This window comes from Citricoccus sp. SGAir0253 (genome assembly GCF_005877055.1).
GTDB lineage: Bacteria > Actinomycetota > Actinomycetes > Actinomycetales > Micrococcaceae > Citricoccus.
In genome coordinates, this window is sequence record NZ_CP039424.1 from 2180728 (window position 1) to 2194319 (window position 13592).

Genomic DNA, 13592 nt, shown 5'->3' on the forward strand with positions numbered 1-13592 from the left:
AAAGTCGGGTGGAAACAACCAGTTCGCCACCCCGGGAGAGCACCGTGAGTCAGCAGTCCGCCACCACCACCTACGACGTCGTCCTGGTGGGGGGTGGCATCATGAGCGCCACGCTGGGGACCCTTCTCCGGCAGCTCCAGCCGGACTGGTCGATCGCCCTCTACGAGAACCTCAACCAGGCCGGGCTCGAGGCCTCGGACCCCTGGAACAACGCCGGCACCGGCCACGCCGCGCTGTGCGAGCTGAACTATTCCCCCATGGGCCCCGACGGCACGGTGGACCCCACCAAGGCCCTGGCCATCAACGAGCAGTTCCAGGTCTCCCGGCAGTTCTGGTCCCACCTGGTCACGGAGGGCCGCCTGGGCGACCCCAAGACCTTCATCAACCCGCTGCCGCACATGAGCTTCGTGTGGGGCGACGCCCACGCGGACTACCTCAGGACCCGGCATGCCTCCCTCAGCGCCCAGCCGCTGTTCGAGACGATGGAGTACACCGAGGACTGGGACGTGATCCGCGACTGGGCCCCGTTGCTCGTCGAGGGCCGCACCGGCTCCGAGCGCCTGGCCGCCTCCCGCCAGGCCAACGGGACGGACGTGGACTTCGGCTCGCTGACCCGCCAGCTGACCACCAACCTGTCCAACTCCGGGGTGGACGTGTGCTTCGGCCACAAGGTGACCTCGCTGGAGCGCGGCACCGATGGCCGCTGGGAGGCCAAGGTCAAGAACAAGGCGGCCGGCGAGACCTTCACCGCGCGCGCCCGCTTCGTCTTCCTCGGCGCCGGCGGCGGCTCGCTGCACCTGCTGCAGTCCTCCGGCATCCCCGAGGCCAAGGGCTTCGGCGGCTTCCCCGTCTCCGGCAAGTTCCTCAAGTGCACGGACGAGACGATCGTCAACCAGCACATGGCCAAGGTCTACGGCCAGGCCTCCGTGGGCGCCCCGCCGATGTCCGTGCCCCACCTGGACACGCGCTTCGTGGACGGCCGCCGCTCACTGCTGTTCGGCCCCTACGGCGGCTTCTCCTCCAACTTCCTCAAGTCCGGTTCCTACCTGGACCTGCCGCTGTCCGTGCGGACGCACAACCTGCTGCCCATGCTCAACGTGGCCAAGGACAACCTGGACCTGGTCAAGTACCTCGTCACCGAGGTCACCAAGAGCCAGGCCAAGAAGGTGGACACCCTGCAGGAGTTCTACCCGCTGGCCGACGGCGGCGACTGGGAGCTCATCACCGCGGGCCAGCGCGTGCAGGTCATGAAGAAGGACCCGAAGAAGGGCGGCGTGCTGCAGTTCGGCACCGAGGTCGTGACCTCGGCCGACGGCACGATCGGCGGCCTGCTGGGCGCCTCCCCGGGCGCCTCCACCGCGGCCCCGATCATGATCAACCTCCTGCAGACCTGCTTCCCGTCCCGGATGGACGCGTGGACGCCGCGGCTGCGGGAGATGATCCCGTCCCTGGGCCGCAAGCTCAACGAGGACCGCGCGCTCATGGAGGAGGTCGAGCGATCGACCAACGCCGCGCTCAAGCTCGCCTGACCGGCGGGGCCTGACCGACGATGGGCGCCCTGGCTCGATTCTCCCTCGCGAACCGGGCGCTCATCGCCCTGGTCACCGTCCTGACCGCCGTCTTCGGCGTGCTCATGGCCGGCCAGCTCAAGCAGGAGCTCATCCCCTCCCTGGAGCTGCCGGTCGTCTCCGTCAGCTCGATCATGCCCGGGGCCTCCCCCGAGGTCGTGGACCAGCAGGTCGGTGAGCCCCTCGAGTCGGCCCTGCAGGCGGTGGAGGGCCTGGAGTCCTCCACCTCCACCTCGACCACGGGGCTGAACACGATCGCGCTGCGCTTCGAGTACGGCACGGACCTGAACCGGGCCCGCGCGCAGGTGGACCGGGCCGTGGCCAACGTCTCCGAGCAGCTGCCGGACTCCACGGAGACCACGTCCTTCGCCGGCTCCATCTCCGACTTCCCCGTGGTCTTCATGGCCGTGGGCTCGGAGGACCCGGACGCCCGGCTCAACGAGCTGCGCTCCGAGGTCGAGCGGCTCGTGACCCCCCGGCTGCAGAAGGTGGACGGTGTCCGCACGGCCGCGGTGACCGGCGGCACGGACCAGCACATCGCGGTCCTGCCGGACGAGCAGGAGCTGGCCGCCGCCGGGCTCGGCACCGGGGACATCGTCACGGCCCTCGAGGAGAACGTGGGCCTGTTCCCGATCGGCCAGGTCACCGAGGGCACCGTGACCCTGCCCGTCCAGGCCGGAGCCCCGGTCGACTCCCTCGACGACGTCCGCGACGTGCCGCTCGTGGCGGCCGGCGACGGCGGCGGGTCGGGCTCCGCCGCCGGCACCCCGGCAGGGGCCGGCGCGGTCCCGGGCGCTCCCGCGGGTCTCGGCACGGATCCCGGCGCCGCGACCGGAGCGGACGCCGGTGCGGCCGGAGGGGCCCCCACCGGGAGCCCGCAGGCGCCCCCGGCGCCGGAGGCCTCGGCCGAGCCGGTCCGCCTGGGCGACGTGGCCGACGTCGCGATCCGGGACGACGACCCCACCTCGGTGACCCGGACCAACGGGGTGGACACCCTCGGGTTGTCCGTGACCAAGACCCCGGACGCGGACACCGTGACGCTCTCGCACGCGATCAACGACCTCATCCCGGAGCTGGAGACGCTGCTGGGCGGGCAGGCGACCATCACGGTGGTGTTCGACCAGGCGCCGTTCATCGAGCAGTCGATCGACACGCTCGCCGTGGAGGGCCTGCTGGGCCTGGCCTTCGCGGTGCTGGTGATCCTCGTCTTCCTCGCCTCGCTGCGCTCCACGCTCGTCACGGCCATCTCCATCCCGCTGTCCCTGCTCGTGACCTTCATCGGGATGCGCGTCTCCGACTACTCCCTGAACGTCCTGACCCTCGGCGCGCTGACGATCTCGATCGGCCGCGTGGTGGACGACTCGATCGTGGTGGTGGAGAACATCAAGCGCCACCTGGCCGGCGGCGAGGACAAGCGCACCGCGATCCTCAGCGGCACCGGCGAGGTCGCCACGGCCATCACCGCCTCCACCCTGACCACCGTGGCCGTGTTCGCCCCCATCGCCCTCGTGGGCGGCGTGGCCGGCGAGCTGTTCCGGCCGTTCGCCATCACCATGACGATCGCCCTGCTGGCCTCGCTGCTCGTGGCCCTGACGATCGTCCCGGTGCTGTCCTGGTGGTTCCTGGGCCGCCGCCCGCGGACGGCCTCCGGGCGGCACGTCCCCGGTGCGGAGGCGGGCCCGACGGCGGCGCGGGCCACGACCGCCCCGGTCCCGGACGCCCCGGGTGCCCCGGCCGGGAACGCCCCCGCCGCGGCGGTGCCCGCCGTCGTCGCGCGCGGGCCCCTGCAGCGGGCCTACCTGCCGGCCCTGCGCGGCACCCAGCGCCACCCCGTGCTCACCCTCCTGGCGGCGCTCCTGGTGCTCGGCGGCACGGTGGCCATGGTGCCCCTGCTGCCGACCAACCTGCTCGGCAACACCGGCCAGAACACGTTCACCGTCACGGCCACGCAGGCTCCGGGCACCTCGCTCGAGGCGACGGCGCAGGCCGCCACGCGGGTCGAGGAGGTCCTCGTGGGACTCGAGGGTGTGCAGGACGTGCAGTGGACGGCCGGCTCGGCCGGCTTCATCCCGGGACTCACCGGCACCTCGGACGAGGCGACCTTCACCGTGCTGACGGACCCCGAGGCGGACCAGGAACGCCTCCACGACGAGGCCCGCTCCCGGCTGGACGGCCTCGAGGGCGCGGGCGAGCTCAGCGTCAGCACCGCCCGCGGCTTCGGCACCTCCTCGGACGTGGAGGTGACCGTCGGGGCCCCCAGCCCGGAGCTGCTGGCCCAGGCGACCGAGCGGGTCGCGGCGGCGCTGGAGGACGTGGACGGGGCACAGGAGGTCTCCTCCAACCTGTCCGCGGCGCGGCCGACCTTCCAGGTGGACGTGGACCGGCTGGCCGCCGCCGAGGCGGGCCTGACGGAGGAGGAGGTCGCCGGCCAGGCCGCGGCCGCCCTGAACCCCGTCCCCTCCGGCACGGTCCGGCTGGGCTACACCGACTACCCCGTGCGGATCGGCGACCCCGAGGAGATCACCACGCTCGAGCAGTTGCGCGACGTGCAGGTCAGGACCGCCGACGGCCCCGTCGCGCTGTCCGGGCTCGCGGAGGTGTCCCGCCAGGAGGTGCTGTCCTCGGTGACCTCCTCCGACGGCGACCGGATCGCCGTTGTCTCCGTCACCCCGGCCGGGGACGACCTCGGGGCCGTCGCGGCCGACGTCGGGACGGTCCTGGAGGACCTGGACCTGCCCGAGGGGACCACGGCGGAGGTGGGCGGCGCGGCGACCCAGCAGGCCGACACGTTCCGCGACCTGTACCTGGCGCTCATCGCGGCCGTGGCGATCGTCTACGTGATCATGGTCGCGACCTTCAAGTCCCTCGTGCAGCCGCTCATCCTGCTGGTGTCCATCCCGTTCGCCGCGACCGGGGCCATCGCGCTGATCCTGCTGACCCGCACGGCGCTGGGGCTGCCCTCGCTCATCGGCATGCTCATGCTGGTGGGCATCGTGGTGACCAACGCGATCGTCCTGATCGACCTCATCAACCAGTACCGGCGCCGGCCCGGGCACACCCTGGCCTCCGCGCTGGAGCAGGGCGCCCTGAACCGGCTGCGGCCGATCGTGATGACCGCGCTGGCCACCATCCTGGCCCTGACGCCGATGGCGCTGGGGATCACCGGGCAGGGCGGGTTCATCTCGCAGCCCCTGGCGGTCGTCGTCATCGGCGGCCTGGTGTCCTCCACGCTGCTGACGCTGCTGCTGGTGCCCGTGCTCTACCGGCTCGTGGAGGGGTTCATCGAGCGCCGCCGGGCGCGGTGGTGAGCGGCGACCTCAGTCGAGCAGGACGGCGTCCACGCTGATGCGGTCCAGGTACAGGCCGCCGCGGACGGTGGACAGGAACGCCGTGTCCGAGGAGTCGGCGCCGGTGGAGATGCGCAGCAGCGTCGTGGTGTCGGCCAGGCGGGTCGCGTCCACGAGGTGCCACGCGTCGCCGACCCAGGCCTCCGCCACCGCGTGGAAGTCCATGGGGTCTAGGCCGGGCGCGTAGGCGGCGACGACCCGGGCCGGGACGTTGCGCGCCCGCAGCAGCGCGACGACGAGGTGCGCGAAGTCCCGGCACACGCCCTGGCGGGCCAGGAACGTGTCCACGGCGCCGTCGGTGCCCCGCGAGAAGCCGGGTACGTAGTGCACGTGGTCGTGCACCCACTCGTCCACCGCGGCCAGCAGGTCCAGGCCGTCCAGCGTGCCGAAGCTCGCGGCGGCCGTGCGGAAGAGCTTGTCCGACTCGGCGTAGCGGGACGGACGGACGTAGCGGATCAGGTCGGCCGGCTCGCCCACGGGCCGCGACTCGGCGCCCTGCACGGTGCAGGCGTACTCGATCCGCAGCGACCCGGGCGCGGGCGGCTCGGTGGAGAAGCCGGCCGCCAGGTCCGTGGGCGCCTCCGCGTCGTCCTCCCAGCCGACGGCCCCGGACGGATCGCCGAAGCCCGCCGGCACGTCGACGACGTGGAACCGCCCGCCGTGGTGGTCACGGACCTCCTGCACCGGCAGCCGGCCGGTGGAGGTCCTCACGGCGAGGCGCTCGGACACCCGGCTCACCCCCTCGGCGTCCGCCGCCGCGACCGCCAGGACCATGCGGGTCCCCTCGGACGGGCGGACGGTCAGGGAGGAACGGGCTTGGCGACGCATGGACTCCACGCTACCGCCGTCCGGGACCACCCCGGTCCGGCCCCGCCGTCCGCCCCACGGCGGGTCCGGAACCACCCCGCCGTCCGCCTCACGGCTGGTCCGGCACCACCACCCGCAGGTGGGAGCCCTGGCGCGTCTTGACGACCTGCAGGCGGTAGCCGATGTCCTGGCGCATCCGCTCGACGTGGCTCACCACCCCGATGGCCCGGCCGTCCGCCTGCAGCCCGTCGAGGACCTCCATGACGTCGGCCAGCGAGGACGAGTCCAGCGAGCCGAAGCCCTCGTCCACGAAGAGCGTGTCCATGTCCACGCCGCCCGCCTCGGCCTGCACGGTGTCCGCGAGGCCCAGGGCCAGGGCGAGGGAGGCCATGAAGGTCTCGCCGCCGGACAGCGTGCCGGCCGGCCGCTCGTCCTCGGTGTACCGGTCGAACACCGTGATGTCGAGCCCGCGGACCCCACGGCCCCGCGCGGCGTCGTCGTGGCGCAGCTCGTACCGGCCCTGCGTCATGCCCAGCAGCCGCTCGGTCGCCGAGGCCACCACCTCCTCGAGGCGGCCGGCCAGCACGTAGCTGCCCAGGGTCATCTTCAGGGCGTTCTCCCCCTGGCCCCGCACGAGCCGCAGCAGGCCCTCGGCCTCCTCGAGCTCGGCGACCTGGCCGGCCGAGCGCCCCGCCACGTCCCGCAGCACGTCCGCCTGGCGCCGGACCTGCCGGTGCAGGCTCTCCAGTCCCCCGGCCCGCGCGGCGGCCTCGTCCCGCACCCGGGCCGCCTCCGCCACGGCCGCGGCGGCCTCCCGCAGCTCCTCGTCCGCCGGGCAGGGGACCTCCCCGGCCACCAGGTCCCGGCCCCGGACGACGGCCTCGCCGGAGGCGAGGGCGGCCAGGGCGGCCTCCTCCCCGTCCCAGTCCCGCACGCGCCCGGCCAGGGATCGCTCGTCCTCCTCGTCCAGCAGCGCCGCGCGGGCCTCCTCGACGCTGCCGAAGCCGCTGGCGGACACGTGCTCGGCGAGGGCCTCCTCGGCCTGGCGGCACACCGACTGCGCCGTCAGCACGCCGTGCGCCGCCTCGAGCACCGCGTCCACGAGCCCCCGCGCCGTCTCCAGCCCGTCGCGCCGGTCCGCGAGGGAGCCCCGGCCGTCCAGCGCCTGCTCCACCGCCCGCTCCAGCCGCGTGGCCTCCTCCTCGGTCGCGGCGAGCCGGGTGCGCGCGACCGCGGCCTCCTCGCGGGCCGCCTCCGCGGACCGCGCCTGGTCCTGCTGCTCGCGCTCGTTCGCGGCGAGCGCCGCCCGTGCCCCGGCCAGGTCCTCCACGGCGCGCTCGGCCGCCCGGAGGACCTCCCGGGCGGACTCCAGCGCGGCCTCGGCCTCCCCGGGTGCCAGGCCGCCGGCCTCCAGCCGGTGCGCCTCCGCGGCCGCCCGGGCGCTGTCCACCCGCTCCTGGGCCTCCCGACGGCGGCCGGACAGCTCGTCCATCCTGCCCCGGGCGGACTCCTGGGCCTCGGCGGAGATCTCGGCACCGCCCGGGGCCGCCGGCGCAGGGTGCTCCGCGGAGCCGCACACCTGGCACGGCTCGCCGGGACGCAGCTCGGCGGCCAGCAGGGAGGCCGCCCCGGCCAGCCGGCGCTCGACGACCGCGTGCCACGCGTCCACGGCGGACTGCGCCTCGTCCGTGGTGGTGCGCAGGGCGTCCTCGGCCTCGGTCAGCCGCCGGCGGTGGTCCTCGTGTTCCCGCGCGGCCCGGAACCGCTGGGCGGCCGCCTCGACGGCCTCCCCGGCGCCCTGGGCTGCCGCGGCGGGACCGCCCAGCTCCTCCACGCGCCGCTGCAGCGCCGCCTGCGCCTCCTCCAGGCCGGCGCGGCGCCGGGCCGCCTCCTCGCCCCGCTCGGTGAGCGCCGCGATGGACTCCCGGAGGCGCCGCGTCTCGTCCCGGGCCTGCCGCAGCCGCTCGGCGTCCCGCTCACGGTCCGCGAGCCGGTCCAGCTCACGGTCGACCCGCTGGCGGAGCCCGTCGAAGAGGTCGACGACCGCCAGGGGGTCCGCGACCGTCGCGGTGGCCCTCGCGGAGCCGGCCTCCGGTCCGGCCGCGGACGACGGTCCGGCGGCACCCCACGCGCGGCACTGCTCATCGGCCGCGGCGGCCGCCCGCGCGGCGTCCAGTGCGGCCAGGCCGGACCGCAGGGCCGCCGCGGCCTCCTCGGCGTCCCGGGCCCGGCGGTCCACGGGCAGCGCCGCCCGGTGCAGCTCCACGGCCCGGCGGTCCGCGGCGGTCCGGTCGGCGAGCGCGGCGTGGCGCGCGGAGCGCTCCTGCCACTCCACCGCGGCCCGGATGTCCTGCTGGCGGCGCGTGAGGTCCTGGAGCCGGTCCTGTGCCGCGGCGAGCTCCTCGGCCGCGCGTGCCCGGGCCGCGGCCGCGGCCTCCACGGCCCCGCCGATGACGGCGCTGCCCTGGTCGGCGAGGTCCTCGTCGGTCCACGCGGTGGGCTCGTCCAGGGCCTCCTCGGCCTCCTCCCACCACCGCTCGCCCAGCCCGTCGGCCAGGCACGAGAGCAGGTCGGCCCGCGAGGCCGCGACCTGGTCGCGGTCCCGGCTCACGGCCGCCTCGAGCGCGCGGTGCCGGGCGGCCAGGAAGTCCTCGACGCCGTCGTACCGGCCGGTGCCGAAGAGCTTGCGCAGCAGGGTCTCCTTCTCCGCGGAACGGGCCCGCAGGAACGTGGCGAACTCCCCCTGCGGCAGCAGCACCACCCGCATGAACTGGTCGGCGTCCAGGAACAGCACGTCCCGCAGCAGCTGGCCGATCTCGTCCGCACGGACGGAGAGCTCGTGCCAGTGCCCGTCCCGCTGCTCGCGCAGCACGGCCCCGGCCTTCTCCTCGGTCAGTCCCGTGCCGTCCTTCGACCGCCGGCGGGCCGGCCTCCGGTACCGCGGCCAGCGCTGCACCTCGAAGCGGCGGCCGCCCACCGTGAAGTCCAGCAGCACCTCCGGCCGGGTGCCCAGCGGCGACTGCGTGCTCGCGAGCGCCTCGGGCGTGCGGTCCCCCGGCACGGACCCGTAGAGGGCGAAGCAGACCCCGGCCAGCACGGTGGACTTCCCGGCACCGGTGGGCCCGTCCAGCAGGAACAGCCCCGCCTCGTTGAGCACGGTGAAGTCGACCGTCTCGCGGCCGGCGAAGGGGCCGAACCCCTGCAGCTCCAGTCGGTGCAGCCTCACGCCTCGCCCCCCGTCCGGGTGCCGGCGAGGGCCTCGCGCAGCAGGCCGGTCTCGGACTCGCTCGCCGGGCGCTGCCGGACGTGGTCCACGAACCCGGTGCAGACCTCGAGCTCGGAGCGCGCGGCCGCGATCCGCGCCGCGTAGGTGGACGGCGCCCGCGTGGAGCCGCCCTCGGGCTCGAGGATGAAGTTCAGCAGCCCCTCGAAGCGCTCCTTGAGCCGGCGGTAGGCCTGAGGGGGCCTGACCGGGTCCGTGACCGTGACCTGGCACCACCGGTCCTCGGCCCACGCGTGCGCCGGGTCCTGGAGCAGGTCGTCGATCCGTCCCCGCAGCACGGCCAGCTGGCGCCCCGCGGTCCAGTCGACCGTCTCCACGCCGGTGACGGCGCCCCCCGCCGTGGACACGAGCAGCCCGCCCTTCACGTGGCCGGCCTCCGAGAAGGAGTAGGGCAGCGGCGAGCCGGAGTAGCGCACGGTGGGCGTCATCGCCTGGCGGCCGTGCAGGTGGCCCAGCGCCGTGTAGTCCACGCCCTCGAACACGGAGACCGGCACCTGCCCGAGCGTGCCGACGAGGGCACCCTCGGCCGGGACACCGTCCGCGCCGTCGCCCGCGCCGTCGTCCCCGCCGGTCGCGCGGCCCGCACCGTCGGCTGCCGTGGCCTCGGCGCCGTCCCCGTCGGCGCCCGTCTCCGCCGCTCCGTCGCCGGAGACGGCCGGCGCCCCGGCGCCGATGTCCCGCTCGCTGTCCGAGCCCGCCCCGCCGGCCGCGAAGAGGTGGGCCATCACGACCAGGGCGGTCCCGCCGTCGCCGGTCCCGGCGGCCTCCGCGCGCGGCCCGAAGCGCGCCTGCGCGTCCTCGCGGATCCGCCGGACGGCCTCCGCCGTCACGGCCGTGTGGTTGGCCGGGACGCCCCACGACTGCCCCGCCTGCCGGGGCTCGAGGTACGGCACGCCGTAGACGGCGACCCGGCCGCCGTCCGGATCCTCCAGGACCACCGGCTCGGTGATGCCGTCCAGCCGGGTGCGCAGGTGGACGCCCGCGGCGTCCATGAGGTGCCCGCCGAAGCCCAGGCGGATCGCCGAGTCGTGATTGCCGCTCGTGAGCACCACGCGGGCGCCGGCACGGCTCAGCTCCGCGAGGGTGTGGTCCAGCAGTTCCACGGCGTCGGCGGACGGCAGGGCGCGGTCGTAGACGTCCCCGGCCACGAGGACCAGGTCCACCCCGCGGTCCCGGACGGTCTCCGCGAGCTGCGCGAGCACCTCGCGCTGCGCCTCGAGCATGCCGGTGCCGTGGAAGGACCGGCCCAGGTGCCAGTCGGAGGTGTGCAGGATCAGCATGCGTCCCACGCTATCCGCCTCCGGGGACGACATTGTCGGATCTCCACGGCCGGTGTCCCTACCATGGAACCCATGACCCCTCCCGCGTCGCCGGCCGCCGTGCCGGCCCCCTCGTCCGCGCCCTCCTACGCCTCCCGGGTCCTCGGGCTGCTCGCGGGCGGCGCCGCCGGGGACGCGCTGGGCTACACCGTCGAGTTCTCCTCGCTCGAGCAGATCCGGGCCGAGCACGGCGAGGGCGGGTTGGCACATCCCGCGCAGCTGGCCGCGGTGCGCGCGGGCGGGACCGTGCCCGTCAGCGACGACACGCAGATGACCCTGTTCGTGCTGGACGGGCTGCTGGAGTGGATCGAGTGGGCCAACGAGGGCTCCATGGCCGATCCGGCCGCCTGCGTCTGGCTGTCCTGCCTGCGGTGGTACCGCACGCAGGCCGGGCAGGTCCCGGAGGGGGCGCCGGAGCCGCCGTCGCGCTGGCTGGACGCGCGCCCGGAGCTGCACGTGCAGCGCGCCCCGGGCGACGCCTGCCTGTCCGGGCTCGCCCAGCGGGACATGGGGCTGCCCGAGAAGCCGCACAACCCGGACGCGAAGGGCTGCGGCACCGTGATGCGCTCCGCGCCGTACGGCATGGTGCCCGGGCTGGAGGACGAGCACGTGGTGGGGCTCGCGCGCCAGGGCGCCGTGCTGACGCACGGGCATCCCGCGGCCTGGACCGCCGCCGCGGCCCACGGCCTCGTCGTCTCCCGGCTCATGGCCGGGCACGGCCTCGTCCCGGCCGTCGCGCACGCCCTGGAATGGCTGGGCACCGTGCCCGACGACGGCGGCACCGCCCGCGCGCTGTCCGCGGCCCTCGAGCTGGCCCGGTCCGCGGCCGGCTCGGCCGGCCGGCCGGCCCCGCTGCCGACGACCCTGCCGGCGGAGCTCGGCGAGGGGTGGGTGGCCGAGGAGGCGCTGGCCCTGGCCGTGTACGCGGCGCTCGCGACCGCCCCGGCCCGGGACGAGGGGGACGACGGTGACGAGGGGGACGGTGCGGGTCCGGCGGCCACCGCCGAGCCGGCCACGCACTTCCGGGCCGCGATCGCGCTGGCCGTCAACCACGGGGGCGACTCCGACTCCACGGCGTCCCTCGCGGGACAGTTGCTGGGCGCCCGCTACGGCCTGGACGTCTTCCCCGGCGGCGAGGTGCCGCGGTGGATCGGCGAGCGCGACGTGGTCATCGAGGCCGCCGAGCGCTGGGTCGCCGCCACGAGCTGAGGCGGCGGCTCCCCGGGAGGTCGTCCTGTACCGGTGGCGCCGCGGCGCGCCCCGGCTGCCTCTCGAGTACCCCTCTGGTACCCCTCTGGTATCTCTCTCCACGGACCCTCCAGCCCGGGCCCGCCGGCGCCGCGCCGCCTCCTGCGGGCGCGGCGCCGTGCCGGCCGCGAGCGCCGTGGCCCGCTACTGCACCGGTGACCCACCCGGGCGTGTCCCGCGCTGCCCGGACGATCCGCCCCGCGCCGGCATGCCGCCCCGTTCGAAGATGTGTACGAAGCCCGCGGCGGAGCGGACCGGGAGGACGGTGGGCACATGGAGCCGGACTGGGATGGAGCGCTGGAGGGCGCCGACGAGGCGGAGCTGCTGGAGCTGGCGCTCGCCGCCGCCTCCCGTCTCGCCGAACGCCTCTCGGCCCCGGGGGCCCTCCAGGGTTTCGGGACGCTGTCCCCCGGGCCCGGGGGCGGCCCGGGCCCCCGCCCCTCGGACTGGTCCGGACTGTCCGGCCCCCCGGCCGCCGGGATCCCAACGGCCGGGGCGGGCACGGCACCCCTGCCACCGGGCTCGGCCCGTGCACCGGGCGGAGCCCACGGCGAGCGGTGCCTGCGGCGCAAGCGGGACGAGCGGGACGAACGCGACGAGGGGAACGAGGGAGACGCGGGAGAGCAGGCCGCGCCGGACGCCGTCGGGCCCTGGACGCTGCCCGAGGCCCACCAAGGCGTCGAACGGCTCTCCCGCGTCATCGCCGCGGTGCAGACCTCCCTGGCCGGACACGCCGCCGCGGCACTGGACACGGCCGGGTTGCGGGAGGAGGTGCTCGGCATCCCGCCGGGGAAGTGCCCGTTCCGGGACGCGCCGGACTGGCTGGTCCACCAGGTGCGGATCCCCCGCGCCGAGGCGCGCCGGCGGGTCCACCGGGCCTCCGTGGTCCTGCCCCCGCCGCCGCAGCCGTCGGGCCACCAGCCCGGACCCGCCTTGCCGCGGCTGGCGGAGGCCCTCGACGGGGGCGAGGTGGACCCTGCCGCCGTCGACCTCGTCGCCTCGGTGCTGCAGGAGGCGCGGCAGGACGCGGTGCTGGCCGGGGTCGCGCCCGGCCTCGTGGACACGATGATCGGCGAGGGAGAGCGGCTCCTGGCCCGGCACGCCCGCGAGTTGGCGCCGGACAGCCTGCGCAAGGCCTGTGAGCGGTGGGCGCAGTGGGCCCAGCACGCCACCGACCCGGACGGGGCCGAGCCCACCGACGCGCAGCGCGCGGCCCGCCAGGGACTGCGGTACCGGGGCCGGCGTCGCGGCCTGCACGTGTGGCACCTCGAGGCCGACGACCACCAGCACGAGGTGCTCAGCGTGGTCGCGCGCACTGCCGCCAATCCCCGCTCGCCCGGCGACGACCCGGAGACCACCGACCGCCGGAGCACGGCCCAGCGCCGACTCGACGGGCTGGTCGCGGCCCTCACCGGGGCGCTGGCCCTCACCGGGGACAACGGCCTGCCGGCCTCGGGTGGCCTGAGGCCCCAGGTGCTGGTGACGATCGACCACGAAACCCTGGCGGGCCGCCTGGCCGGCCGATCCGACCGGCACGATCCCCACGACCCGGACGCGCCCGGGGAGCCCGGCGGACCCCCGTTGCTGCGCACGTTCCGCTCCGAGGCGTCCTTCACGGGCATCGTCTCCCCGCGGCTGGTCCGCACGCTCGCCTGCGACGCCGAGCTCCTTCCTGTCGTCCTCGGCGGAGAGGGACAGGTCCTCGACGTCGGCCGCGCCCAGCGCCTGTTCCCGGCGCGGCTGCGCAAGGCGATCACCGCGCGGGACGGGGGCTGCGCGGCGCCCGGATGCACCATCCCGGCGCCGTGGTGCGAGGTCCACCACGTGCACCACTGGGAGCACGGCGGGCCGACGAGCGTCGACAACGGGGTCCTGCTGTGCAGCCATCACCACCACGCCGTGCACGGCGGCTCCTGGGCCGTCGCGGTCCGCGACGGCGTCCCGTGGTTCACGCCGGCGCCCCACCTGGACGTGCGACGGGTGCCCCGGCGCAACCGTCACTGGCGGGCATGAGCCGGCC

The 13592-nt window shown here is 75.8% G+C and carries 7 protein-coding genes; 4 read left to right on the plus strand and 3 right to left on the minus strand.

Annotation, left to right across the window (positions count from 1 at the left end):
• Positions 1 to 44 precede the first annotated feature (44 nt).
• Complete coding sequence (locus E7744_RS09630) at positions 45 to 1529, plus strand: malate:quinone oxidoreductase (protein WP_137773921.1); 1485 nt, start codon at positions 45 to 47, stop codon at positions 1527 to 1529.
• A gap of 20 nt (positions 1530 to 1549) precedes the next feature.
• A complete protein-coding gene (locus tag E7744_RS09635; RefSeq protein WP_137773922.1) occupies positions 1550 to 4876 on the plus strand; it encodes an efflux RND transporter permease subunit in 3327 nt (1108 codons plus the stop codon).
• A 9-nt stretch (positions 4877 to 4885) separates the two neighbouring features.
• Here the strand turns inward: E7744_RS09635 and E7744_RS09640 are convergent, their stop codons facing one another.
• The 3 genes from E7744_RS09640 to E7744_RS09650 all read right to left on the minus strand — a co-directional run bounded on the left by E7744_RS09640 (position 4886) and on the right by E7744_RS09650 (position 10285).
• A complete protein-coding gene (locus E7744_RS09640; protein WP_137773923.1) occupies positions 4886 to 5743 on the minus strand; it encodes a transglutaminase family protein in 858 nt (285 codons plus the stop codon).
• A gap of 88 nt (positions 5744 to 5831) precedes the next feature.
• Positions 5832 to 8948 carry an AAA family ATPase gene (locus E7744_RS09645; protein WP_168199792.1) on the minus strand — a complete coding sequence of 1039 codons (3117 nt, stop codon included), beginning with the start codon at positions 8946 to 8948 and terminating at the stop codon, positions 5832 to 5834.
• Positions 8945 to 10285: an exonuclease SbcCD subunit D gene (locus tag E7744_RS09650; protein ID WP_137773925.1), complete on the minus strand. Its 1341-nt coding sequence runs from the start codon at positions 10283 to 10285 to the stop codon at positions 8945 to 8947. Before E7744_RS09650 ends, E7744_RS09645 begins: the two co-directional genes overlap by 4 nt.
• A gap of 72 nt (positions 10286 to 10357) precedes the next feature.
• On the opposite strand from E7744_RS09650, the gene E7744_RS09655 reads away from it, so the two are divergent.
• Entirely contained in the window at positions 10358 to 11533 is a 1176-nt protein-coding gene (locus E7744_RS09655) for an ADP-ribosylglycohydrolase family protein (protein WP_137773926.1), read from the plus strand.
• A gap of 312 nt (positions 11534 to 11845) precedes the next feature.
• Positions 11846 to 13585 (plus strand): HNH endonuclease signature motif containing protein, encoded by a 1740-nt coding sequence (locus tag E7744_RS09660; RefSeq protein WP_137773927.1) that lies wholly within the window; start codon positions 11846 to 11848, stop codon positions 13583 to 13585.
• Positions 13586 to 13592: the final 7 nt, after the last annotated feature.